Here is a 23256-nt window from a genome sequence, read left to right as displayed (position 1 = left end):
CCTACTCCAACGCAATGGTCACGCTCAGGCTGGTGCCCTCGCCCGGCTCGCTGTGCAACGCCATGCTGCCACCGAGCATCAACACCCGTTCCCGCACACCAACCAGGCCGAACGAAGTCGGCCGGGCCTGTTCAAGGCAAAACCCGCTGCCGTCGTCACTGACGGTCATGCGCAGTTTTTCGCCCTCGCGCACCAGCTCGATCTCCACGCTGTGCGCCTGGGCGTGGCGCATGACGTTGGTCAGCGCCTCCTGGAGGATGCGGAACAAGCCGGTGGCCTTGGCGTCACTCAATGCTGGCAGATTATCCGGCACCTGTACCAGACAGGGGATCTGCGTGCGGGCCTCGAAGCGCCGGGCCTGCCATTCGATAGCCGAGGCAATGCCGGCGTCGAGGATCGGCGGGCGCAACGCGGTAGCCACATCGCGCACCAGCTGGAACAGCTGCGCTATCAGGCGCTTCATGCTGGTCAGGCGTTCGTTGAGGCCCGGGTCCAGCTCGGCAAAGGCCAGTTCGCACATCGACAGTTCCAGTTTGAGCACGGTGAGCATCTGCCCGAGTTCATCATGCACTTCACGGGCGATGCGGGCCTTTTCTTCTTCGCGCACGCTCTCCAGGTGCGCCGACAGTTCGCGCAGCTGCTCTTGAGACTTCGCCAGCGCCAGCTCTGCGCGCTTGCTCTGGGTGATGTCCCAGACAATACCGTCCCAGACCACCCGGCCATTGGCCAGGCGCCGGGTACTGGCCTTGATGTCCGCCCAGCGCTGCTCACCTTCGCGGGTCAGGATGCGCCCCTGCCATGACCAGTCCTGGTCGCTGGCAATGGCCAGGTCCTGGACCTGGTGATAGTCCGCGCGGTCCTCGGGGTGTACCAGGTTGCGCAAGCCCATCTGCGGGTGCTGGATCTGCGCCGGCGTATAGCCAACCAGCGCCTCGCTGCCCTCGCTGATGTAGGGAAATTCCGGGTCACCCTCGGCGGGCGTGGGCTCCAGGCGGAACACCAGCCCCGGCACGTTACCGGCGATACCCTTGAGCCGCGCTTCGCTTTCGCGCAGCGCCGCCAGGGCGCGGTGGCGCTCGGTGACATCGGCGAGGTACACCACCAGGTACTCGGCATCGCGAAAGCGCAAAAAACTCAACGACAACTCCACCGGCAACAGGCTGCCATCGGCGCGCAGGCATTGTGTTTCGAACTGCCGCACCCCAACCTCGCCGGCACGTGCGCCCTTCCACAGCTGCAGCCAGCGGTCCATGCTCAGGTTCGGCTCGAAATCGATCAGCGGGCGCTCCAGCAACGCCGCCTCGGCGTACCCCAGCATGCGCTCCACCGCGTGGTTGGCGTAGCGCACATGGCTGTCCCAGTTGACCCAGAGAATGCCCACCGTGCTCTGGTCGATGGCGAACTGGCTCAGGCGCAGTGCCTCTTCGCGCACTTGCCGCTCGGTGAGGCTCTCACGCGCGGTCAGCAGGCTGCGCTCGACGCGGCGCTGCTCGCGGCGCTGCCAAACCAGCGTGGCCAAAGCGCACAACAACAGCATGCCGAACAGCAAGGCCAGGTTCTGCCAGAAGCCGGTCGACTCGCTCAGGCGCGGGTATTGGGGCTGCAACCAACGCTGGTGAAGTTGTTCCAGCGCCTTGGCCGGCATGGCCTGCAGGCCACGTTCGAGCACCTCGGCCAGCACCGGCCAGTCACGCCGCGAGCCTACCCGCAGCAACTGCGGCAGGCCGATATCGCCGACCACAGCCAATTCACCGAACTCGCTCTCGCGCGACAACCGACTCAGCTGGGCTTCATCCATGACCGCATAGCTGGCCTGCCCCCCCGCGACCAGTTGCAGGGCCTCGCGCTCGTTGGGTGCGCCCTGCAGGTTGAGGTTGGTGTAGTTGCCGCGCAGGTAGTCGGCCAGCACGCTGGGCATGCGCACCGCCACACGCTCGTCGGCCCCGAGCTTTTCCAGCTCCACGGCCAGCGCGCCGGTGCGCGGCCCGACCACCAGCTGCGGCACACGCATGTAGGGGTCGCTGAACAACCACAGGCGCAAACTGGCCGGTGTTTGGGTAAGGCCTGGGGCAAAGTCGATTTCGCCCGCCTTGAGGGCATGTTCGAGGCTGGCCTGGTCGGCGAAGTTGCGCCAGGTCAAGTCCAGCTTGAGCGCCTGCGCCAGCCCGCTCACCAACTCGACGTTGGCCCCGTAGAGCTGCTGCAAGCGGCGGTCGAACTGGGCATAGGGCGCCTGCAACACCAGGCCGACCCGCAGGCTGCGGTGGGTGTCCAGCCATTGCTGCTGGGCAGGATCGAGCGCCACCGCCGGCGCCACCTCGGGCCTTGCCAGGGCGATCAAGGGTAGCCACAAGCAGCCGATAACCAACAGGCGACGCAATCGCTTCATCTACACGCTCGTCCTCGCAAGGGCGGCCATGCAGCATGGCCGTCACGGGCAAATACTATTAGGCTGCCGGTATCATTCTGGCCTTGGGTTGATTCATGTCCACACTTTATCGCACGACGCTGGCAATGTGCTGCCTGGCCTCACTCCTTCCACTCGGCGCCCTGGCCGCCGATGCCCAACCACCAGCAGCCGCTGCAGCGGCGCCCGCCACCCCCGCGCCGCGCCCGCCGCTGCTGGAGCGCAGCCAGGAAGACGCACAGGCCCTTGAACGCCTGGTGCCGAAGGCCGAACAGCAGAGCTTGCAGGCCGGCGCCGACAGTTTTCTGGCCCTGTGGAAACCGGCCAACGACAGTGACCCGCAAGGCGCGGTGATCATCGTCCCCGGTGCCGGCGAGAGCGCCGACTGGCCCAACGCGGTCGGCCCGCTGCGGCGCAAGTTTCCCGATGTCGGCTGGCACAGCCTGAGCGTCAGCCTGCCCGACCTGCTCGCCGATGGGCCGCAAGCACGGGTCGAGGCCACGCCTGCGGCCGAAGCGGAGAAAAACCAGGGCGAGAGTGCCCCGGCCAAGGATACCCCCGCCGATGCCAACGCCAATGTGGCCCAGGCCACTGCGGCTGATGCCGATACCGCGCAAGGTACGGATGCCGAGCAGGCCAGTGAACAGAATGACCAGGCCGATGCCGAACGCATCTTCGCGCGCCTGGACGCAGCGGTGGCCTACGCCCAACAGCACAATTCGCGCAGCATCGTGCTGATCGGCCACGGCAGCGGTGCTTATTGGGCGGCCCGCTACCTGAGCGAGAAACAGCCGCCGCAAGTGCAAAAACTGGTGATGATTGCCGCGCAGACACCAGCACGGGTCGAGCAGGACCTGGAAAGCCTGACGCCGACCCTCAAAGTGCCGACTGCCGATGTGTACTACGCCACCCGAACCGGCGATCGCAATGCCGCCGAGCAACGCCTGCAGGCCAGCAAGCGGCAGAAGGACAGCCAGTACAAGCAGCTGTCCTTGATTGCCATGCCTGGCAACAAGGCCGCCGAGCAGGAGCAGTTGTTCCGCCGGGTGCGTGGCTGGATGGCGCCGCAGGAATAAGTTGCGAGGCTTTCAGAGCCCCCGGCGCTTACGGATCAGTGCGTAGGCCTGATGCAGCTCCCGGGTCCGTTCTGTCGCTTCACGCACCTGCGCCTCGCTTGCCCCGGTACCCGCCAGCTTGTCCGGATGGTGCCGGCTGACCAGGCGCCGGTACGCCTGCTTGACCTGGCCGCCTTCGGTGTCGGCCTCGACGCCCAGCAAGCGCAGCGCGCCCGCGTACGTCATCACAGCGCTGGCCGCGTTCATCTTGCGCGGCTCGTACTCCAACGACATGGCCTGCACCTGGCGCCGGCTCAGCCCAAGCTTCTGCCCCCAATCCAGCAGCAGTTCACGCTCGTGGTGCCCGGCCTTGCCATCGGCCCATGCCATGCGCCAGCAGGCGCGCAAAGTGCCTTCGGCCGCATGGGGCTGCAGGCGGATGCGGCGCAGGTGATGGGCCAGGCGCTCCTTGCCCGCCTTGCCGCGGTTGAAGGCGGCAATCGCACGCAGCCGTGAAGCTTCAGCCAAGTCCAGGCGGACCATCTCTTGGCGCGCCTGTTGAATATGCTGCTCGGCCACCCGCCCATCGCTCTTGGCCAGCCGACCGAGCAGCACGAACAACAGCTCATCGTCCCGCAGGGCCGGGCGGCCACCCAGCCGTTCGCGCATGTCGTCCCAGCCCTGCACGCGCAAGCGCCGGTCCATGGCCTGGCCCAGCAACGCGCCCAGCAGCGCACCCGGAATGCTGGCGACAGCGAAGCCTGCGCCCAGCCCGATCACCGTGCCTGGCCACCACATGTCAGGCGCGCTCGCCAATCAGGCGCTCGGCCTCGGCCAGGCGCTCCTGGGTGCCGACATCGACCCAGTGACCGCGGTAGTGCTCGCCACTCACCTGGCCTGCCGCCATGGCCTGGCGCAGCAGCGGCGCCAGCTTGAAGGCACCGGGCTGGCAGCCGTCGAACAATGCCGGGTGCAACACCGACAGGCCGCTGAAGGTCAACGTGCCGGGGGCATCGTCACCGTCCACCACCTGATCGCCCTGCAGGCGGAAATCGCCACGGCCATGATGGCCTGGGTTATCGACCAGCACCAGGTGCGCCAGGCCCTGCAGCGGTGCACGCAGAAGCGCAAGCGGGTAGTCGGTCCAGACATCGCCGTTGATCAACAGGAACGGAGCGTCGCCCAGTAAAGGCAATGCCTTCAAGATCCCGCCCCCCGTTTCCAGCGGCTCGCCTTCGGGCGAATAGCGGATGCTCAGGCCAAAACGGCCGCCGTCGCCCAGGTGGTCCTCGATCTGCTGGCCAAGCCAGGCATGGTTGATGACCACTTGCGTAACACCGGCGGCCGCGAGGGCACGCAGGTGATACTCGATCAACGGCTGCCCAGCCACCGGCAGCAAGGGCTTGGGGGTATGCAGGGTCAGCGGGCGCATGCGCTCGCCTTTGCCCGCAGCGAGGATCATCGCCTTCATGCCTGCGCTCCGGCTTTCAGTTCGGCGATCAGCTGGCCCAGCTCGGCCAGTTCCGGACGGCGGCTGATCACCTCATCTATATAGGCGAAGAAGCGCGGCACGTCGGCCAGGTAGCGGGGTTTGCCGTCGCGGTGGCAGATACGGGCAAAGATGCCGATCACCTTGAGGTGGCGCTGCACGCCCATCAGGTCGCTGGCACGCTGGAAGTCCTCGAACGTTGGCTGCACCGGAATGCCGGCGGCTTGCGCCTTGCCCCAGTAAGTGCGCAACCAGCCTTCGACACGCGGCTGCGGCCAGCTGAGGAAGGCGTCCTTGAACAGGCAGGTGATGTCGTAGGTGACCGGGCCGTAGACCGCATCCTGGAAGTCCAGCACGCCGGGGTTGGGGGTGCTCTGCATCAGGTTGCGCGGCATGTAGTCGCGGTGCACCAGTACCTTGGGCTGCGCCAGGGCGCTGTCGATCAGCAACTGGCTGATGCGCTGCCAGGTGATTTTCTGTTCATCGGTAAAAGACTTGCCGAGTTCACGGCCCACGTACCATTCAGGGAACAGCTCGACCTCGCGGCGCAGCAAGGCGTCGTCATAGCTCGGCAGCGGCGCCTCCATCGGCAGGCGCTGAAAGGCCAGCAATGCGTCAATGGCATCGGCAAACAGTGCATCGGCATTACTTTCATCAATGACGTCGAGATAGGTCTGACGCCCCAGGTCCCCCAACAAGAGGAACCCACGCTCCAGATCTTCGGCATGAATCAGCGGCACATGCACGCCAGCACTGGCCAGCAGGTGGTCGATGGCGACGAATGGTCGGCAGTTTTCCTGCGGCGGCGGTGCGTCCATTACCACGAAACTGTGGCCTGCGCCCTCCCAGCGGAAGTAGCGGCGGAAGCTGGCATCGCTGCTGGCGGCGGTCAGGTTGCCCTCGGGCACCTCGCCCCAGGCGTTGTCGCGAAAGCATGTATCGAGCTGTTCGGCGAGCCAGACAGTCAGTTGTTGCAAGCGTACATCGTGTTCAGGCATTACAAGGGTCTCCGACGGCCCTAGCCGTCAAGCGGGTCATGCTTTATTATCCAGCATCTTTTTCAGACCATCGAGAGGCGTGCGGCCCCACACGCGGGCAGATGGCACGCAGGAAGCCCGGACTAATAAGATGGCATTGAAATCCCCCGCGTTTCGTAGAAAGTTTCCGTTGCTGGTCACCGGCGGTCTGCTGGCCCTGCAACCTTTTGCCACCTCGTACGTGGTCGCAGCCGAGCAGTTCGACTGCCAAGTGTCCGCCTCCGGTGGTTGGGACTGCAAGCCCAAGAGCCCAGTCAACAACTTGCCACCGCGCCCCGTGCACGAAGGCGCTGCAGCCACTTCCGGCACCGAGGCCTCGTCGGCCGAGGCCGAAAGCGCTGACAAGCCGGTGCTGGTCACCGAGAGCAAGGGCCGTGGCCTGAAGTCGCGCAGCGAAGATTACAGCCATCTCGACTGGGTTCCACGCGACAAGCTCACCGCAGCCCAGCTGGCCGAAACCGGTCCGTACTGCGGCGGTGCGTACGTCGAGCCGACCCGCCCGGGCATGGCCGACACCACGCCCAAGGACGAGTCGCCGACCTACATCAACGCCAAGGTCTCCAAGTACCAGCAGGAGCAGCAGATCGCTACCCTCGCCGGTGACGTGGTCATGCGCCAGGGCAGCATGCAGGTCGAAGCCGACGAGGCCAACCTCTACCAGGCCGAGAACCGTGGCGAGCTCAAGGGCAACGTCAAGATTCGCGACAACGGCTCGCTGGTCGTCGGTGACGAGGCGCAGATCCAGCTCGACACGGGCGAAGCCCAGGTCGACAACGCCGAATATGTGATGCACAAGTCGCACATCCGCGGCAACGCCCTGTACGCCAAGCGTGGCGAAAACGCCATCATCCGCCTCAAGGATGGTACGTACACCACGTGCGAACCGGGCAGCAACGCCTGGCAGCTCAAGGGCAACAACATCACCCTGAACCCGGCCACCGGCTTCGGCACCGCGACCAACGTCACCCTTCGGGTCAAGGATTTCCCGGTGTTCTACACACCGTACATCTACTTCCCGATCGATGACCGTCGCCAGTCCGGCTTCCTGCCGCCATCGTTCAGCAGCACCAGCGACACCGGCTTCATGCTGGTCACGCCGTACTACTTCAACCTGGCGCCGAACTATGACGCCACGTTGTACCCGCGCTACATGACCAAGCGTGGCTTGCTGATGGAAGGCGAATTCCGCTACCTGACCAAGTCCAGCGAAGGCCAGTTCGGCGGCGCGTACCTGAACGACAAGAACGACGATCGCAAAGACCAGACTGACTACAAAGAACAGCGCTGGATGATCAACTGGCAGCACAAAGGCGGCCTGGACGAGCGCTTGATGACTGAAGTCGATTACACCGACATCAGCGATCCGTTCTACTTCCAGGACCTGGAAAGCGACCAGATCGGGATTGAAACCCACGATGTGGTGAACCAGCAGGGTGCCCTGACCTGGCGTGGCGATACCTACACTGCTCGATTGAATGCGCAAGCGTACGAGATGGCGACCCTGTCGCAGATCACCCCGTACAACAAGCTGCCGCAGATCACCATCGACGGCATGCTGCCGTACCATCCGGGCGGTTTCGACTTCAGCTACCAGACCGAGGCGGTACGCTTCGATCGTGACCTGAAAGACGACTTTGTCACGGATAAAGATGGCAACCCGGACTTCAGCGCCGGCGCCGCCGGCCGGCGCCTGGACGAAAACGTGAGCGGCATCGCCCGCGCCAACGGCAACCGCCTGAACTTCGCACCGGCCATCAGCCTGCCGATGCAAGCCAGCTATGGTTACGTCACGCCGAAGCTGAAGTACCTCTACACCAACTACGACCTCGATCTCGACAGCCAGGGCAAACAGCAGGCTGTCGCACAATCGGCGTCGCCGGCATACGGCAGCTACAGCAGCTCCATCAACCGCGACATTCCAGTATTCAGCGTCGACAGTGGCCTGTACTTCGACCGCAATACCTCGATGTTCGGCAACAACTATCGCCAGACCCTCGAACCGCGCCTGTTCTACCTCTATGTCCCATACAAGGACCAGAAGGACATCCCGCTGTTCGACTCGGGTGAAACACTGTTCAACTACGACTCGCTGTTCCGCGACAACCGTTTCAGCGGCGTGGACCGTATCGGCGACGAGAACAAGCTGTCGCTCGGTGTGACCACCCGCTGGATCGAAGACAACGGCTTCGAGCGCCAGAACTTCAGCATCGGCCAGGCGTACTACTTCAAGGATCGCAAGGTTCAGCTGCCCGGCATCGATTATCGTACTCGTCAGGACGCGCAGTCGGACGTTTCGCCGTACGCGTTGGTGTACAACTACTACTTCAACCGCGACTGGCGCTTCAATTCGGACTTCAACTGGGACCCGGACAGCCGCAGCACCCGCTCGGGCAGCGCGATGTTCCACTACCAGCCTGAAGACAACCCGAACAAGGTGGTCAACCTCGGTTATCGCTACCGCAATGACACCATCGCCTACGACTCGGCAACGGGTACCTGGAAAGTGGGCGGCGGCGACTACGGCACGCCGGGTGATCCGAACTACATCAAGGATTACTACAAGATCCAGCAGCACGACTTCTCGGTCATCTGGCCGATCGTGCCGCAATGGAGCGTGATCGCCCGCTGGCAGCACGACTACAACCGCAACCGCACCCTGGAAGCCATGGGTGGTTTCGAGTACGACAACTGCTGCTGGAAGCTGCGCCTGATCAACCGTTACTGGATCGACTACGACGATTTCAGCCAGGCCCTCCCGCAAAACGAAAAAGGCGACCATGGCATCTTCCTGCAGATCGTGCTGAAAGGCCTCGGTGGCGTGGTAGGCAACAAGGTCGAATCTTTCCTCGACGAAGGCATTCAAGGTTACCGTGAACGTGAAGACCAAGCTTATTGATCGTCTGCGCCCAGTGTTGCTGGGCGCTGTATTGCTGAGTGGCGCGGTGCATGCCGCGGTACAACCCCTGGACCGCGTGGTGGCCATCGTCGATAACGACGTGGTCATGCAAAGCCAACTCGACCAGCGTGTCCACGAGGTGCAGCAAACCATCGCCAAGCGTGGCGGCGGCGTACCGCCGACCAGCGCGCTGGAGCAGCAGGTACTGGAGCGTCTGATCGTCGAGAACCTGCAGCTGCAGATCGGCGAACGTTCGGGCATCCGCATCACCGACGAAGAACTGAACCAGGCCATCGGCACCATTGCACAGCGCAATGGCATGACGCCAGAGCAGTTCCGCGCGGCACTGGCCCGTGATGGCCTGTCGTTCGACGACGCTCGCGAGCAGGTCAAGCGCGAGATGATCATCAGCCGTGTGCGCCAACGCCGCGTGGCCGAACGCATTCAGGTGTCCGAGCAGGAAGTGAAGAACTTCCTCAACTCGGACCTGGGCAAGCTGCAGATGTCCGAAGAGTACCGCCTGGCCAACATCCTCATCCCAACCCCGGAAGGCGCCAACTCGGAGGCCATCCAGGCCGCCGCGCGTCAGGTCGGCGATGTCTACCAGCAGCTCAAGCAGGGCGCGGACTTCGGCCAGATGGCCATTGCCCGTTCTGCCAGCGAGAACGCCCTGGAAGGCGGCGAGATGGGCTGGCGTAAAGCCGGCCAGCTGCCACCGGACTTCGCCAAGATGCTCAGCAGCATGGCCACCGGCGATATCACCCAGCCGATTCGCATCCCCAACGGCTTTATCATCCTCAAGCTGGAGGAGAAGCGCGGTGGCAGCGAAAACGTACTGCGTGACGAAGTGCATGTGCGCCACATCCTGATCAAGCCTAGCGAAGTCCGCAGCGAAGCGGCTACCCAGCAACTGGCCGAGAAGCTCTACGAGCGGATCAACAACGGCGAAGATTTCGCCACCCTGGCCAAGAGCTTCTCGGAAGACCCGGGCTCGGCGCTCAACGGCGGCGACCTCAACTGGGTCGACCCGAACAGCCTGGTACCTGAGTTCCGCGAGCAGATGGCCGACGCCCAGCAAGGGGTGGTGACCAAACCGTTCAAGACCCAGTACGGCTGGCATGTCCTGGAAGTGCTGGGCCGCCGTGCCACCGACAGCACCGAGCAGGCCCGCGAGCAACAGGCCCTGAGCGTGCTGCGTAACCGCAAATACGACGAAGAGCTGCAGACCTGGCTGCGCCAGATCCGCGACGAAGCCTACGTTGAAATCAAGCTGCCTGGCGCTGACCAGGCCGCACAGTGAAGCCCCTGCGCTTCGCCGTCACCCCCGGCGAACCAGCCGGCATAGGCCCCGACCTGTGCCTGCTGCTCGCCGCCGACGCCCAGCCACACCCCCTGATCGCCATCACCAGCCGTGACCTGCTCGCCGAGCGGGCCACGCAGCTGGGGCTGGCCATCAGCCTGCTGCCGGTAGCGCCGGGCCAGTGGCCCGACCAGCCGGCGCCAGCAGGCAGCCTCTATGTCTGGGATACCCCCCTTGCCGCTGCCGTGGTTCCGGGCCAGCTGGACAAAGCCAATGCGGCGTTCGTCCTGCAAACCCTGACCCGCGCCGGGCAAGGCTGCCTGGATGGGGATTTCGCCGGGATGATCACCGCCCCTGTGCACAAGGGCGTGATCAATGAAAGCGGTATCGCCTTCTCCGGCCATACCGAATTCCTGGCGGAGCTGACCCACACCGCCCAGGTGGTGATGATGCTGGCGACCCATGGCCTGCGCGTGGCCCTGGTGACTACACACCTGCCACTGCGGGACATCGCCGACGCCATCACCCCCGAGCGCCTGGCGCGTGTCACGCGCATCCTGCACGCCGACATGCGCGACAAGTTCGGCATTGCCAACCCACGCATCCTGGTCTGCGGGCTCAACCCGCATGCCGGCGAAGGCGGCCACCTGGGCCGCGAAGAAATCGACATCATCGAACCGACACTGGCCCGCCTGCGCACCGAAGGCATGGACCTGCGCGGCCCGCTGCCGGCCGATACCCTGTTTACCCCCAAATATCTGGAGCACTGCGACGCGGTGCTGGCGATGTACCACGACCAGGGCCTGCCTGTACTCAAGTACAAAGGCTTTGGCGCCGCGGTCAACGTGACCCTGGGCCTGCCGATCATTCGCACCTCGGTCGATCACGGCACCGCCCTGGACCTTGCCGGTACCGGCAAGGTCGACACCGGCAGCCTGCGCGTCGCACTGGAAACCGCCTACCAGATGGCCGAGAACCGACCATGAACGAGCAATACCAACACCGGGCGCGCAAGCGCTTCGGCCAGAACTTCCTGCACGACGCCGGCATCATCGACCGCATCCTGCGCGCCATCAATGCCAAGGCAGGCGAACACCTGCTGGAGATCGGCCCGGGCCAGGGTGCCCTGACCGAGGGCCTGCTAGGCAGTGGCGCACAGCTGGACGTGGTCGAGCTGGACAAGGACCTGGTGCCGATCCTGCAGCACAAGTTCGCTGGTCGCGACAACTTCCGCCTGCACCAGGGCGACGCCCTGAAATTCGACTTCAACCAACTGGGCGTGCCTGCACGCAGCCTGAAGGTAGTCGGCAACCTGCCCTACAACATCTCCACCCCGCTGATCTTCCACCTGCTCAGCCATGCTGGGCTGATCCGCGACATGCACTTCATGCTGCAAAAGGAAGTGGTCGAGCGCATGGCCGCAGGCCCAGGCGGTGGCGACTGGGGCCGGCTGTCGATCATGGTGCAGTACCACTGCCGGGTCGAGCACCTGTTCAACGTCGGCCCTGGCGCGTTCAACCCACCGCCGAAGGTCGATTCGGCCATCGTGCGCCTGGTACCGCATGAGGTGCTGCCGCACCCCGCCAAAGACCATCTGCTGCTGGAAAAAGTGGTTCGCGAAGCCTTCAACCAGCGTCGCAAGACCCTGCGCAACACGCTCAAAGGCCTGCTCGACAGCCAGGCCATCGAAGCCGCTGGCGTCGATGGTAGCCTGCGGCCTGAGCAGCTGGACCTGGCCGCCTTCGTGCGCCTGGCCGACCAGTTGGCTGGGCAGCAAGCCTGACCCTGCCCTTTCCGGCCCGTCAGCGGGCCGGAAATGGCCCCGCTCCCCGCTGGCCCTTCCCCCCGTCAATGACCTAGACTGCATAGACCGCCGTATTCGCTTGTTTGCCCAAGGCCCTTGCATGTCCGATCCCCGCTATCAGATCGACGTCAGCGTCGTGACCCGTTACCTGAAAGACCAATCCGACCCCGAAAGCGATCGCTTTGCCTTCGCCTACACCATCACCGTGCTGAACAACGGCTTGGTCACCGCCAAGCTGATGTCCCGCCACTGGCTGATCACCAACGGTGATGGCGAAGTCGAGGAAGTGCGCGGCGCTGGCGTGATCGGCCAGCAACCGACCATCGAGCCGGGCCAGAGCCACACCTACAGCAGTGGCGCCGTCATCAGCACCCGCGTGGGCACGATGCAGGGCAGCTACCAGATGTTCGCCGAGGACGGTAAACGCTTCGATGCGAACATCGCCCCCTTCCGCCTGGCGGTACCGGGGGCCCTGCACTGATGGCCACCTATGCCGTCGGTGACCTGCAAGGCTGCCTGCAACCGCTCCAGTGCCTGCTCGACCGCGTCAAGTTCAACCCCGCCGTGGACCGCCTGTGGCTGGTCGGCGACCTGGTGAACCGCGGCCCCGAGTCGCTGGAGACCCTGCGTTACCTCTATTCGATCCGCCAATCGCTGGTCTGCGTGCTGGGTAACCATGACCTGCACCTGCTGGCCGCCTGGCACAACGTCGAGCGGCTGAAGAAAAGCGACACCCTGCGCGAAATCATCGAAGCCCCCGATGCCGATCAGCTGTTCGACTGGCTGCGCCGGCAGAAGCTGCTGCATTACGACGAGCCCCGTGGTATCGCCCTGGTGCATGCCGGCATTCCGCCGCAATGGACGTTGGGCCGGGCCCTGGAACTGGCCGCCGAAGTCGAGGAGGTGTTGCGCGATGACGGGCGCCTGAAGCTGTACCTCGATGGCATGTACGGCAACGAGCCGAACAAGTGGAGCAAGAACCTCAGTGGCATCGAACGCTTGCGGGTAATCACCAATTACCTGACCCGCATGCGCTTCTGCACTGCCGAAGGCAAGCTTGACCTCAAGAGCAAGGAAGGCCTGGGCACCGCACCGAAAGGCTACAAGCCCTGGTTCGCGCACAAGGACCGCCGCTCACGGCACGTGAAGATCATCTTCGGCCACTGGGCGGCCTTGGAAGGCCGCGTCGACGAACCCGGCATCATCGCCCTGGACACCGGCTGCGTGTGGGGCGGTGCCATGACCCTGTACAACGTCGACAGCGGTGAATACCACCGCTGCGACTGCGCCGACGACGGTACCGTACGGCCGCCCGCACAACCGACTAAACTCAATGATCACCCCTGAAGGAAAGCCCTACCCATGAGCGAATTCAAGCGCATCCCTCCCGAGCAGGCCCTGGCCCTGCGCGCGCAAGGTGCGGTCGTCGTCGACATTCGCGACCCGCAGGCGTTTGCCGCCGGCCACATCACCGGCGCCACGCATCTGGACAACCACTCGGTTGCCGACTTCATCCGTACCGCCGACCTGGATGCGCCGACCCTGGTGGTCTGCTACCACGGCAACTCCAGCCAGAGCGCGGCCGCGTACCTCGTCGGCCAAGGCTTCTCCGAGGTCTACAGCGTCGACGGCGGCTTCGAACTGTGGCGCGCCACGTACCCGGCCGAGACCGCCCAAGGCTCCGCTGAATAATTTTTTAATTTTTACTGCAGCCCGCGCCCCACGCGGGCTTGCGCCACACCTGACGAACGGTCGTTCGCAACTTCTCCGCCGCTTGCCCTTGACCTTGCGGATAACCAACTATTCTTAAGCGCAGGCCATCCAAAAAAAGGGGAGAGCCGGTACACCGGCGTGCGGGTCATCGGTAGCGTTACAGGGTGTTCTGGGGGGTATACAGCAGTCGGCGAACCCGATTGCATGCCAGCATCAGCTGACTGATCCGGCGTCGTCTCCACGTATCGAGCGAGGTGACGTCATGAGTATTTTTAGCCACTTCCAACAACGTTTCGAGTCCACGCGCCAGGAAGAACTCTCGCTGCAGGAGTACCTCGAGCTGTGCAAAGAGGATCGCAGTGCCTACGCCTCGGCGGCTGAACGGCTGTTGCTGGCCATCGGCGAGCCAGAACTGATCGACACCTCAAGCAACTCCAGACTGTCGCGCATCTTCTCCAACAAGGTGATCCGCCGGTATCCGGCCTTTGCCGACTTCCATGGCATGGAAGAGTGCATCGACCAGATCGTTTCGTACTTCCGCCATGCCGCCCAAGGCCTGGAAGAGAAGAAACAGATCCTCTATCTGCTGGGCCCGGTGGGTGGCGGTAAATCGTCGCTGGCCGAAAAACTCAAGCAGCTGATGGAAAAAGTGCCCTTCTATGCGATCAAGGACTCGCCCGTATTCGAATCGCCGCTGGGCCTGTTCAACGCCACCGAAGATGGCGCCATTCTCGAAGAAGAGTACGGCATCTCACGGCGCTACCTGAACACCATCATGTCGCCATGGGCCACCAAGCGCCTGCAGGAATACGGTGGCGACATCAGCAAGTTCAGGGTGGTCAAACTGTACCCATCGATCCTCAATCAGGTCGCCATTGCCAAGACCGAACCGGGCGACGAGAACAACCAGGACATCTCTGCCCTGGTCGGCAAGGTGGATATCCGCAAACTCGAAGAATTCCCGCAGAACGACGCCGACGCCTACAGCTATTCGGGCGCACTGTGCCGGGCCAACCAGGGCCTGATGGAATTCGTCGAGATGTTCAAGGCCCCGATCAAGGTCCTGCACCCGCTGCTCACGGCGACCCAGGAAGGCAACTACAACAGTACCGAAGGGCTGGGGGCGATCCCCTACACCGGTATTCTGCTGGCCCACTCCAACGAATCGGAGTGGCACACCTTCCGCAACAACAAGAATAACGAAGCGTTCATCGACCGGATCTACATCGTCAAGGTGCCGTACTGCCTGCGCGTCAGCGACGAGATCAAGATCTACGACAAACTGCTGGTCAACAGCTCGCTGGCCAAGGCTCACTGCGCGCCCGACACGCTCAAGATGCTCGCCCAGTTCACCGTGCTCTCGCGCCTGAAGGAGCCGGAAAACTCCAACATCTATTCGAAGATGCGCGTGTACGACGGTGAAAACCTCAAGGACACCGACCCGAAAGCCAAGTCGATCCAGGAATACCGCGATTCGGCGGGTGTCGATGAAGGCATGAACGGCCTGTCGACCCGCTTTGCTTTCAAGATCTTGTCCAAGGTCTTCAACTTCGACCCACACGAAATTGCAGCCAACCCGGTGCACCTGCTGTATGTGCTGGAACAGCAGATCGAGCAGGAACAGTTCCCGGCGGAAGTGCGCGAACGCTACCTGCGCTACCTGAAGGAATACCTGGCACCGCGCTACATCGAGTTCATCGGCAAGGAAATCCAGACCGCCTACCTCGAGTCCTACAGCGAATACGGCCAGAACATCTTCGACCGCTACGTGCTGTACGCCGACTTCTGGATCCAGGACCAGGAATACCGCGACCCGGAAACCGGCGAGATCCTCAACCGCATCGCCCTCAACGAAGAGCTGGAGAAGATCGAGAAACCGGCAGGCATCAGCAATCCGAAGGATTTCCGCAACGAGATCGTCAACTTCGTACTGCGTGCCCGGGCCAACAACAACGGCAAAAACCCGAGCTGGCTCAGCTACGAGAAACTGCGGGTGGTGATCGAGAAGAAAATGTTCTCCAACACCGAAGACCTGCTGCCGGTCATCAGCTTCAACGCCAAGGCCAGCAAGGAGGATCAACAGAAGCACAACGACTTCGTCACGCGGATGGTGGAGCGTGGCTACACCGACAAACAGGTGCGCCTGCTGTCGGAATGGTACCTGCGGGTCAGGAAATCGCAATAAAGCGGCAAGCTACACGCCGCGCGCCCGTGGCTGGCCTGTCAGCCACGGGCGGCGGTGGCTGCTTCGAATTGCAGCTCGTAGCTTGAAGCGTGCAGCTGTTCCCAGCTACCGGAGGGACCATGAGCTACGTTATCGACCGACGCCTGAACGGCAAGAACAAGAGCACGGTCAACCGCCAGCGTTTTCTGCGGCGCTACCGTGAGCACATCAAGAAAGCCGTCGAAGAGGCCGTGAGCCGCCGCTCCATCATGGACATGGAACATGGCGAGCAGATCAGCATTCCGGGACGGGACATCGATGAACCGGTGCTGCACCATGGCCGCGGCGGCAAGCAGACCATCGTGCATCCGGGCAACAAGGAGTTCACCGCCGGCGAACATATCCCCCGGCCGCAAGGCGGCGGGGGCGGCAGCGGCCGCGGCAAGGCAGGTAATTCCGGGGATGGCATGGATGACTTCGTCTTCCAGATCACCCAGGAAGAGTTCCTTGAATTCATGTTCGAAGACCTCGAACTGCCCAACCTGGTCAAACGTCACCTGACCGGCACCGATACCTTCAAGACTGTGCGCGCCGGTATCGCCAACGAAGGCAACCCGTCACGCATCAATATCGTCCGTACCCTGCGTTCGGCCCATGCCCGGCGTATTGCCCTGACCGGCAGCAGCCGGGCGCTCCTGCGCGAGGCGCAGAAGGAACTGGCCCGGCTGAAAGTCGAAGAGCCAGACAACTTCACCGACATCCAGGAGGTCGAGCAAGAGATAGAGCGACTCAAGGCACGTATCAACCGCCTGCCCTTCCTCGACACCTTCGACCTCAAGTACAACTTGCTGGTCAAACAACCCAACCCCAGTTCCAAGGCCGTGATGTTCTGCCTGATGGACGTGTCCGGTTCGATGACCCAGGCCACCAAGGACATCGCCAAGCGCTTTTTCATCCTGTTGTACCTGTTCCTCAAGCGCAATTACGACCGCATCGAGGTGGTATTCATCCGCCACCACACCAGCGCCCGCGAAGTGGACGAGGAAGAGTTCTTCTACTCCCGCGAGACCGGCGGCACCATCGTTTCGAGCGCGCTGAAGATGATGCAGGAGATCATGGCCGAACGTTACCCGGCCAGTGACTGGAACATCTACGCCGCCCAGGCTTCCGACGGCGACAACTGGAACGACGACTCGCCCATCTGCCGCGAGATCCTCTCCAAACAGATCATGCCGCACGTGCAGTACTACACTTACGTTGAAATCACGCCCCGTGAGCATCAGGCCCTGTGGTACGAGTACGAACGTATCGGCGAGGCTTTCCCCGACACATTCGCCCAGCAGCAGTTGGTATCGGCCGGCGACATCTACCCGGTCTTCCGTGAACTCTTCCAGCGCAGGTTAGCCACATGACCGCCAGAGCACAGAGGCGCCAACCCATTTCCACCGGGTCCGAGTGGACGTTCGAGCTGATCCAGACCTACGATCGGGAAATCAGCCGCCTGGCCGAACGTTATGCCCTGGACACCTACCCTAACCAGATCGAAGTGATCACCGCCGAGCAGATGATGGACGCCTACGCCTCTGTCGGCATGCCGCTGGGTTATCACCACTGGTCCTACGGCAAGCAGTTCCTCAGCACCGAGAAGTCCTACAGCCGTGGCCAGATGGGCCTGGCCTATGAAATCGTCATCAACTCCGATCCGTGCATCGCCTACCTGATGGAAGAGAACACCATGTGCATGCAGGCACTGGTGATCGCCCATGCCTGCTATGGCCACAACAGCTTCTTCAAGGGTAATTACCTGTTCCGTACCTGGACCGATGCCAGTTCGATCATCGACTACCTGGTGTTCGCCAAGCAGTACATTGCCCAGTGCGAAGAGCGCCACGGTATCGACGCGGTCGAAGACCTGATCGACTCCTGCCACGCCTTGATGAACTACGGCGTGGACCGCTACAAGCGCCCCTACCCCATCTCCGCCGAAGAGGAACGGCGCCGACAGAAGGAGCGCGAGGAACACTTGCAGCGCCAGATCAATGACCTGTGGCGTACCATCCCCAAGAGCGCCGAAAAGGGCGGTGATCGCGACGATGCGCGGTTCCCCGCCGAACCTCAGGAAAACATCCTCTATTTCATCGAAAAGAACGCGCCGCTGCTCGAGCCCTGGCAGCGTGAAGTGGTGCGCATCGTGCGCAAGATTGCGCAGTACTTCTACCCGCAGCGCCAGACCCAGGTCATGAACGAGGGCTGGGCTACCTTCTGGCACTACACGCTGATGAACGACCTGTACGACGAGGGCCTGATTACCGAAGGCTTCATGATGGAATTCCTGCAGTCGCACACCAGCGTGGTGTTCCAGCCAGGCTTCGACAGCCCGTACTACAGCGGTATCAACCCCTATGCCCTTGGCTTTGCCATGTACACCGACATCCGCCGCATATGCGAAAACCCGACCGAGGAGGATCGCCGCTGGTTCCCCGATATTGCCGGCAGCGACTGGCTGTCGACCATCAAGTTCGCCATGAGCAGCTTCAAGGATGAGAGTTTCATCCTGCAGTACCTGTCACCCAAGGTGATCCGCGACCTCAAGCTGTTCAGCATCCTCGACGATGACCAGCGCGACGACCTGCTGGTACCGGCCATCCATGACGAGGCCGGCTACCGGGTCATCCGCGAACTGCTTGCGGCCCAGTACAACCTCGGCAACCGTGAACCCAACGTGCAGATCTGGAGTATCGACCGCCGCGGCGACCGCTCCCTGACCTTGCGCCACCAGCAGCACAACCGCAAACCGCTGGGCGATTCCACCGAGGAAGTGCTCAAGCACCTGCACCGCTTGTGGGGTTTCGATATCCACCTGGAAACCGTACAGGGCGACCAGGTGGTCAAGACCCACCACATGCCACCGCGTGGCGAGCATGGCGACAGCGGCGACTATGGCCGCATGGACCTTGCCGTCATCCATCACCTCTAGCCCGCACCCCAACCTTACTGCCGACAGGGTATCCTGTGGGCAGTAAGGGAGGTTGCACATGCACATCTACAAAGTCGGCGGCGCGGTACGTGACCGCCTGCTCGGGCGCCCGGTCAGTGATATCGACTGGCTGGTGGTCGGCGCCACTGTCGAAGAAATGCACGCCAAGGGCTTCCGCCCGGTCGGCACGGATTTTCCGGTTTTCCTCCACCCCAAGACGGGCGAGGAATATGCCCTGGCGCGCACCGAGCGCAAGAGCGGGCGCGGCTACGGCGGGTTTACCTTCCACGCCAGCCCCGAGGTCACGCTCGAAGAAGACCTGATTCGTCGCGACCTCAGGGTCAATGCGATGGCTGAGGATGAGCAGGGCAACATCCTGGACCCTTACGAGGGCCAAGCCGACCTCGAAAACCGCATTCTTCGCCATGTTTCTCCGGCGTTCGCCGAAGATCCATTGCGCGTGCTGCGTGTCGCCCGCTTTGCAGCACGCTATGCACCGCTGGGTTTCAAGGTGGCTGACGAAACACTGGAACTGATGCGCCAGATCAGCGCCTCGGGCGAGCTGCAGGCCCTGACCGCCGAACGTAGCTGGAAAGAGATCGAGCGGGCGCTGATGGAAGACGAACCTCAGGTGTTCATCGAGGTGCTGCGCGACTGCGGGGCCTTGCAGGAGCTGATGCCCGAACTCGAAAGCGACCTGGCCTCGCTGGCGGCGCTCAGGCAGGCTGCGAAGCACCAACAGCCCCTGCATGTACGCTGGGCTTGCTTGCTGCACGGCCTGGATACCGGCTCGATCAAAGCGCTCAACCAACGCTTCAAGGCCCCGCGCGAATGCCAGGAGCTGGCCATGCTGGTGGGTGAGTTCAGCGCGCAGGGAGACGAAGCGTTCGGACTTGAACCAGAGGGATTGCTGGCGTTGCTGCAGGCGTTCGACGTGTACCGGCGGCCACAGCGGTTCGAGGATTTTATTGCCGCCTGCGAAATGGCGTCGCAGGGGGATGGGAAGCCTGATCATCCACAGGGTGGCTATCTGCGTGGAGCGGCAGCAGCGGCCAGAGCGGTCGATGTGAAACCGCTGGTGGAAGCAGGATTCAAGGGCCAGGGCCTGGGTGACGCACTCAAGGAAAAGCGCCTGGAAGCACTCAAGGCTTACAAGGGCAGCGCACAGCACTGAGTTCCGGGTTGCCTATGCTGACGCCTTCGCGGGCTTACCCGCGAAGGCGCCGGGGTGAACAGCGCAAGGCTCAAGTCAGGCCGGTGTCAGCTGCAAGCCCCGCCATTCAAAGGCCACTGGTGCCAGTACCTGCTCGATACGCGCCTCCTGCCACAGCTGCGCCATGCGCTTGCCTGCCTCAGGATGCACCAGCTCAGGCGCCAGCAAGGACAGCGGCCAGAGCACAAACGCGTTTTTCAGAATCTCCGCCCTGGGCAGCACCAGCCCATCGAAGGTGCCGTGCAGATCGTCATACATCAGCACATCGATATCCAGCGGCAAGCCCTTGCGCTCCGGTGCATAGCGGCCATTGTCGGCCTCGATGAACTTCAGCCGGCGGTCCAGCTCCAGCAAGGGCAGGTCCGTCTTGCCAGTCACCACGAAGTTGATGAACGGGCCACTCTTGATGCCCACTGCCTGGCTCTCGAACACCGGAGAGCAGCGCATATCGGTGAGTATCGCCGCCAATGCATCGAGCCCGGCACACAGATGCGTGTGGCGATCGATGTTGCTGCCTAGGCCCAGGTAAACCGTGCTCAGAGACATCCGCGCTCGATCTCCACGCCAACACCGCCACGGGCCGCAGGGACGGCGCCCGGCTTGGTCAGCTTGAGCCGTACCCAGGGAATGTGGAATTCCTCCATCAGGGCAGCGACCAAGCGCTCGGCAAAGGTTTCCACCAGTTCAAAGCGCGCCTGCTCGGCAAAGGCCTGGATACGCGCCGAAACGCTGGCATAGTCCAGCGCCAGGTTAAGATCATCGCCGGCCGCTGCCGGGCGATTGTCCCAGGCGAAACTCAGGTCCAGGCGCAGGCACTGGCGAATATCCCGTTCCCAGTCATAGGCACCGATGACGGTATCGACTTCCAGGCCTTCGATGAACACTCTGTCCAAGCACTTCTCTCCACAGCACGACAAGGGCGACTGGCGCCGTTAGAATCAGGGCTTCCTCGCCCGGAATAGTTAGCATGTTTTGGTTACTGGCGCTGCTCGCCTACCTGCTCGGCTCGCTGTCCTTCGCCATCGTCCTCAGCCGCCTCACGGGCAACCCGGACCCGCGTTCCAGCGGTTCGGGCAATGCCGGCGCCACCAACATGCTACGCCTGGCGGGCCGTAAACTGGCGATCCTGACCCTGCTTGGCGACCTGTGCAAGGGCTTATTGCCGGTGTTGCTCGCACGGCTGGCCGGCCTCGACCTGCAGGAACAGGGCTGGGTCGGCGTTTGCGCAGTGCTCGGCCACCTGTTCCCGGTGTACTTCCGCTTCCAGGGCGGCAAGGGCGTTGCCACTGCCGCAGGCATGCTCATGGGCCTGTACTTCCCCGCCGCGCTACTGGCCGTCGCCGCCTGGTTGCTGACCTTCTACTTGACCCGTACCAGTTCGCTGGCAGCGCTGGTAGCGACACCGCTGACCCTGCCATTGCTGGCCTGGCGCGAGCCTGAGGCGCTGCTGCCGATCAGCGTTCTGACGCTGATGATCGTCTGGCGGCACCGGAATAATCTGCGCGACCTGTTCGCCGGCCGCGAACGCCACTTCTGACGTTCGCGCAGGCCTTTTACAACGGTGGCAACTGCTCCATCGGCCAGCGTGCCTGCACGCTGATCGCCAGGTCCTGCTGCTGCCCGGCCAACAGCCGCTGGCAACCGGCATAGGCAATCATCGCGCCGTTGTCGGTGCAGAACTGTGGGCGCGCGTAATACACGTTGCCCTTGATGCTGGCGAGCATATCCTCGAGGGATGCACGCAATGCCTTGTTGGCGCTCACGCCGCCTGCAATCACCAGGCGCTTGAGGCCCGTCTGCTTCAAGGCGCGCTTGCACTTGATGGTCAGAGTCTCCACCACTGCCTGCTGGAACGCCAGGGACACGTCGCAACGGGTTTGCTCGTTGTCGTCGCCAGCCTCGCGGCACTGCTGCCAGGTGTTCAAAGCGAACGTCTTGAGGCCACTGAAGCTGAAGGCCAGGCCCGGACGGTCGGTCATTGGCCGCGGGAACACGAAGCGCCCCGGCACACCCTGCTCGGCCAGGCGCGCGATTTCCGGGCCACCTGGGTAATTAAGGCCAATCAACTTGGCGGTCTTGTCGAACGCCTCGCCTGCCGCGTCGTCCAGGCTCTCGCCCAGCAGCTCGTATTGGCCGATACCATCGACCTGCACCAGCTGGGTATGGCCGCCTGAGACCAACAAAGCGACGAACGGGAACTGCGGAGGGTTTTCTTCCAGCATCGGCGCCAGCAGATGGCCCTCCATATGGTGCACACCGATCGCCGGGATATCCCAGGCGAACGCCAGCGCCTGGGCGCACGAAGCGCCGACCAGCAGCGCACCGACCAGGCCAGGGCCCGCGGTGTAGGCGATGGCGTCAATCTCGGTGGCCACACAGCCGGCCTCGTCCAGCACCTGGCGAATGAGCGGCAGCATGCGTTTGACGTGGTCACGCGAGGCAAGCTCGGGCACCACCCCGCCAAATACGCGATGCAGGTCGATCTGGCTGAACAAAGCGTCGGCTAACAAACCGCGCTCACTGTCGTATAATGCGACGCCGGTTTCGTCGCAGGATGTTTCCAATCCCAGTACTAGCATGGGCTCGTCCCTTGTGGGGGCTGAATTCGAAGCCGCGCATGATAGTCCCCGTGCCGGGTGCCGACCAGCGGTTTTCGATCAGAGGCTTTGCATTCCGGCGTACTAAGGGTTAACATCCGCAACCCTTGAAAACCGACGTACTCCAGCACACCTTTGTTTTGCCAGGAGCACGTCTACCCCGGTAATGAATTAAGGTAGCCCTGGATGCCAGCCGTCAAAGTTAAAGAGAACGAACCCTTCGACGTCGCTCTGCGTCGTTTCAAGCGCTCCTGCGAAAAAGCCGGTGTACTGGCTGAAGTTCGTAGCCGCGAGTTTTACGAGAAGCCGACCGCCGAGCGTAAGCGTAAAGCAGCTGCAGCTGTTAAGCGTCACGCCAAGAAAGTTCAGCGCGAACAGCGCCGCGCCGTTCGCCTGTACTAATTCAGTACAAGCGTTCTACGCAAAGCTTCTGCCCTGCCCGGCTCACCGCCGGGCCGTTGGCAGCAGTTAGCTTAAACCTTGAGCAGCTAGCCCAAGGCGTTCGTTGCAACCTGCAGCGGGCAACATCGCTATACACGTCAGAGCTGGTTTCGACCAGTCGTGCACGTCCTATCTGACGAGCCGTGGCTAACCCCAAGGCTAC

At 62.9% G+C, this 23256-nt stretch carries 21 protein-coding genes; 14 read left to right on the top strand and 7 right to left on the bottom strand.

What is annotated here, in order from left to right; all coding sequences use genetic code 11:
• Nucleotide 1: 1 nt before the first annotated feature.
• Entirely contained in the window at nucleotides 2-2389 is a 2388-nt protein-coding gene (locus ACIPIJ_RS17555) for a PAS domain S-box protein (protein WP_401078881.1), read from the bottom strand.
• 95 nt (nucleotides 2390-2484) lie between these two features.
• On the opposite strand from ACIPIJ_RS17555, the gene ACIPIJ_RS17550 reads away from it, so the two are divergent.
• Nucleotides 2485-3483 carry an alpha/beta hydrolase family protein gene (locus tag ACIPIJ_RS17550; protein WP_401078878.1) on the top strand — a complete coding sequence of 333 codons (999 nt, stop codon included), beginning with the start codon at nucleotides 2485-2487 and terminating at the stop codon, nucleotides 3481-3483.
• A 12-nt stretch (nucleotides 3484-3495) separates the two neighbouring features.
• Here the strand turns inward: ACIPIJ_RS17550 and ACIPIJ_RS17545 are convergent, their stop codons facing one another.
• From ACIPIJ_RS17545 to ACIPIJ_RS17535, 3 genes are read right to left on the bottom strand one after another with little or no spacing between them, the layout of a single operon-like run.
• Nucleotides 3496-4260 carry a TerB family tellurite resistance protein gene (locus ACIPIJ_RS17545; RefSeq protein WP_401078875.1) on the bottom strand — a complete coding sequence of 255 codons (765 nt, stop codon included), beginning with the start codon at nucleotides 4258-4260 and terminating at the stop codon, nucleotides 3496-3498.
• A gap of 1 nt (nucleotide 4261) precedes the next feature.
• Nucleotides 4262-4933 carry an N-acetylmuramate alpha-1-phosphate uridylyltransferase MurU gene (gene murU, locus ACIPIJ_RS17540; RefSeq protein WP_401078872.1) on the bottom strand — a complete coding sequence of 224 codons (672 nt, stop codon included), beginning with the start codon at nucleotides 4931-4933 and terminating at the stop codon, nucleotides 4262-4264.
• On the bottom strand, nucleotides 4930-5949 hold the full coding sequence (locus ACIPIJ_RS17535) for an aminoglycoside phosphotransferase family protein (protein ID WP_401078869.1): 1020 nt from the start codon (nucleotides 5947-5949) through the stop codon (nucleotides 4930-4932). Before ACIPIJ_RS17535 ends, murU begins: the two co-directional genes overlap by 4 nt.
• 130 nt (nucleotides 5950-6079) lie before the next feature.
• On the opposite strand from ACIPIJ_RS17535, the gene ACIPIJ_RS17530 reads away from it, so the two are divergent.
• The 11 genes from ACIPIJ_RS17530 to ACIPIJ_RS17480 all read left to right on the top strand — a co-directional run bounded on the left by ACIPIJ_RS17530 (nucleotide 6080) and on the right by ACIPIJ_RS17480 (nucleotide 20016).
• A complete protein-coding gene (locus ACIPIJ_RS17530; RefSeq protein WP_401078866.1) occupies nucleotides 6080-8884 on the top strand; it encodes an LPS-assembly protein LptD in 2805 nt (934 codons plus the stop codon).
• Nucleotides 8865-10184, top strand: coding sequence for a peptidylprolyl isomerase (locus tag ACIPIJ_RS17525; protein ID WP_401078863.1), 1320 nt, complete (start codon nucleotides 8865-8867; stop codon nucleotides 10182-10184). The genes ACIPIJ_RS17530 and ACIPIJ_RS17525 overlap by 20 nt, the downstream gene beginning before the upstream one ends.
• Nucleotides 10181-11170, top strand: coding sequence for a 4-hydroxythreonine-4-phosphate dehydrogenase PdxA (gene pdxA, locus ACIPIJ_RS17520; RefSeq protein WP_401078860.1), 990 nt, complete (start codon nucleotides 10181-10183; stop codon nucleotides 11168-11170). Before ACIPIJ_RS17525 ends, pdxA begins: the two co-directional genes overlap by 4 nt.
• Nucleotides 11167-11967 (top strand): 16S rRNA (adenine(1518)-N(6)/adenine(1519)-N(6))-dimethyltransferase RsmA, encoded by an 801-nt coding sequence (rsmA, locus tag ACIPIJ_RS17515; RefSeq protein WP_401078857.1) that lies wholly within the window; start codon nucleotides 11167-11169, stop codon nucleotides 11965-11967. Before pdxA ends, rsmA begins: the two co-directional genes overlap by 4 nt.
• 121 nt (nucleotides 11968-12088) lie before the next feature.
• A complete protein-coding gene (gene apaG, locus ACIPIJ_RS17510; protein ID WP_401078855.1) occupies nucleotides 12089-12469 on the top strand; it encodes a Co2+/Mg2+ efflux protein ApaG in 381 nt (126 codons plus the stop codon).
• On the top strand, nucleotides 12469-13335 hold the full coding sequence (locus tag ACIPIJ_RS17505; protein WP_401078852.1) for a symmetrical bis(5'-nucleosyl)-tetraphosphatase: 867 nt from the start codon (nucleotides 12469-12471) through the stop codon (nucleotides 13333-13335). The genes apaG and ACIPIJ_RS17505 overlap by 1 nt, the downstream gene beginning before the upstream one ends.
• Before the next feature lie 15 nt (nucleotides 13336-13350).
• On the top strand, nucleotides 13351-13680 hold the full coding sequence (glpE, locus tag ACIPIJ_RS17500) for a thiosulfate sulfurtransferase GlpE (protein WP_401078849.1): 330 nt from the start codon (nucleotides 13351-13353) through the stop codon (nucleotides 13678-13680).
• Nucleotides 13681-13963: 283 nt separating this feature from the next.
• Complete coding sequence (locus ACIPIJ_RS17495) at nucleotides 13964-15886, top strand: PrkA family serine protein kinase (protein ID WP_401078846.1); 1923 nt, start codon at nucleotides 13964-13966, stop codon at nucleotides 15884-15886.
• Nucleotides 15887-16005: 119 nt separating this feature from the next.
• On the top strand, nucleotides 16006-17277 hold the full coding sequence (locus tag ACIPIJ_RS17490; RefSeq protein WP_401078843.1) for a YeaH/YhbH family protein: 1272 nt from the start codon (nucleotides 16006-16008) through the stop codon (nucleotides 17275-17277).
• The gene (locus tag ACIPIJ_RS17485; RefSeq protein ID WP_401078841.1) at nucleotides 17274-18842 is read left to right on the top strand and encodes a SpoVR family protein; all 1569 of its coding nucleotides are present in this window, start codon (nucleotides 17274-17276) and stop codon (nucleotides 18840-18842) included. Before ACIPIJ_RS17490 ends, ACIPIJ_RS17485 begins: the two co-directional genes overlap by 4 nt.
• A gap of 58 nt (nucleotides 18843-18900) precedes the next feature.
• Nucleotides 18901-20016 carry a multifunctional CCA addition/repair protein gene (locus tag ACIPIJ_RS17480; RefSeq protein ID WP_401078839.1) on the top strand — a complete coding sequence of 372 codons (1116 nt, stop codon included), beginning with the start codon at nucleotides 18901-18903 and terminating at the stop codon, nucleotides 20014-20016.
• Between the two features lie 75 nt (nucleotides 20017-20091).
• On the opposite strand, the gene folK is transcribed toward ACIPIJ_RS17480, so the two are convergent.
• Nucleotides 20092-20601 carry a 2-amino-4-hydroxy-6-hydroxymethyldihydropteridine diphosphokinase gene (gene folK, locus ACIPIJ_RS17475; protein ID WP_401078837.1) on the bottom strand — a complete coding sequence of 170 codons (510 nt, stop codon included), beginning with the start codon at nucleotides 20599-20601 and terminating at the stop codon, nucleotides 20092-20094.
• Nucleotides 20592-20948, bottom strand: a complete 357-nt coding sequence (gene folB, locus ACIPIJ_RS17470; protein ID WP_009682799.1) for a dihydroneopterin aldolase — start codon at nucleotides 20946-20948, stop codon at nucleotides 20592-20594. Before folB ends, folK begins: the two co-directional genes overlap by 10 nt.
• 74 nt (nucleotides 20949-21022) lie before the next feature.
• Between folB and plsY the strand changes: the two genes are divergently transcribed.
• Nucleotides 21023-21592, top strand: coding sequence for a glycerol-3-phosphate 1-O-acyltransferase PlsY (gene plsY / locus ACIPIJ_RS17465; protein ID WP_401078836.1), 570 nt, complete (start codon nucleotides 21023-21025; stop codon nucleotides 21590-21592).
• A 16-nt stretch (nucleotides 21593-21608) separates the two neighbouring features.
• On the opposite strand, the gene tsaD is transcribed toward plsY, so the two are convergent.
• Entirely contained in the window at nucleotides 21609-22634 is a 1026-nt protein-coding gene (gene tsaD / locus ACIPIJ_RS17460) for a tRNA (adenosine(37)-N6)-threonylcarbamoyltransferase complex transferase subunit TsaD (RefSeq protein WP_401078834.1), read from the bottom strand.
• 204 nt (nucleotides 22635-22838) lie between these two features.
• Here tsaD and rpsU point away from each other — a divergent pair, with 204 nt between their 5' ends.
• Nucleotides 22839-23054, top strand: a complete 216-nt coding sequence (gene rpsU, locus ACIPIJ_RS17455; protein ID WP_003255575.1) for a 30S ribosomal protein S21 — start codon at nucleotides 22839-22841, stop codon at nucleotides 23052-23054.
• Nucleotides 23055-23256: the final 202 nt, after the last annotated feature.

Origin of the sequence: Pseudomonas sp. NPDC087185 (assembly GCF_044744955.1) — a bacterium.
Lineage (GTDB): Bacteria > Pseudomonadota > Gammaproteobacteria > Pseudomonadales > Pseudomonadaceae > Aquipseudomonas.
This window is presented reverse-complemented; position numbering and strand designations above follow the sequence as displayed.

What these genes read in the sequence shown, in the direction of transcription:
- ACIPIJ_RS17505 (WP_401078852.1), top strand. Translation starts at nt 12,469, where the DNA reads ATGGCCACCTATGCCGTCGGTGACCTGCAAGGCTGCCTGCAACCGCTC.
- plsY (WP_401078836.1), top strand. Translation starts at nt 21,023, where the DNA reads ATGTTTTGGTTACTGGCGCTGCTCGCCTACCTGCTCGGCTCGCTGTCC.
- ACIPIJ_RS17495 (WP_401078846.1), top strand. Translation starts at nt 13,964, where the DNA reads ATGAGTATTTTTAGCCACTTCCAACAACGTTTCGAGTCCACGCGCCAG.
- folK (WP_401078837.1), bottom strand. Translation starts at nt 20,601, where the DNA reads ATGTCTCTGAGCACGGTTTACCTGGGCCTAGGCAGCAACATCGATCGC.
- ACIPIJ_RS17535 (WP_401078869.1), bottom strand. Translation starts at nt 5,949, where the DNA reads ATGCCTGAACACGATGTACGCTTGCAACAACTGACTGTCTGGCTCGCC.
- tsaD (WP_401078834.1), bottom strand. Translation starts at nt 22,634, where the DNA reads ATGCTAGTACTGGGATTGGAAACATCCTGCGACGAAACCGGCGTCGCA.
- ACIPIJ_RS17550 (WP_401078878.1), top strand. Translation starts at nt 2,485, where the DNA reads ATGTCCACACTTTATCGCACGACGCTGGCAATGTGCTGCCTGGCCTCA.
- ACIPIJ_RS17530 (WP_401078866.1), top strand. Translation starts at nt 6,080, where the DNA reads ATGGCATTGAAATCCCCCGCGTTTCGTAGAAAGTTTCCGTTGCTGGTC.
- glpE (WP_401078849.1), top strand. Translation starts at nt 13,351, where the DNA reads ATGAGCGAATTCAAGCGCATCCCTCCCGAGCAGGCCCTGGCCCTGCGC.
- ACIPIJ_RS17485 (WP_401078841.1), top strand. Translation starts at nt 17,274, where the DNA reads ATGACCGCCAGAGCACAGAGGCGCCAACCCATTTCCACCGGGTCCGAG.
- murU (WP_401078872.1), bottom strand. Translation starts at nt 4,933, where the DNA reads ATGAAGGCGATGATCCTCGCTGCGGGCAAAGGCGAGCGCATGCGCCCG.
- ACIPIJ_RS17490 (WP_401078843.1), top strand. Translation starts at nt 16,006, where the DNA reads ATGAGCTACGTTATCGACCGACGCCTGAACGGCAAGAACAAGAGCACG.
- ACIPIJ_RS17555 (WP_401078881.1), bottom strand. Translation starts at nt 2,389, where the DNA reads ATGAAGCGATTGCGTCGCCTGTTGGTTATCGGCTGCTTGTGGCTACCC.
- ACIPIJ_RS17480 (WP_401078839.1), top strand. Translation starts at nt 18,901, where the DNA reads ATGCACATCTACAAAGTCGGCGGCGCGGTACGTGACCGCCTGCTCGGG.
- rpsU (WP_003255575.1), top strand. Translation starts at nt 22,839, where the DNA reads ATGCCAGCCGTCAAAGTTAAAGAGAACGAACCCTTCGACGTCGCTCTG.
- ACIPIJ_RS17545 (WP_401078875.1), bottom strand. Translation starts at nt 4,260, where the DNA reads ATGTGGTGGCCAGGCACGGTGATCGGGCTGGGCGCAGGCTTCGCTGTC.
- apaG (WP_401078855.1), top strand. Translation starts at nt 12,089, where the DNA reads ATGTCCGATCCCCGCTATCAGATCGACGTCAGCGTCGTGACCCGTTAC.
- rsmA (WP_401078857.1), top strand. Translation starts at nt 11,167, where the DNA reads ATGAACGAGCAATACCAACACCGGGCGCGCAAGCGCTTCGGCCAGAAC.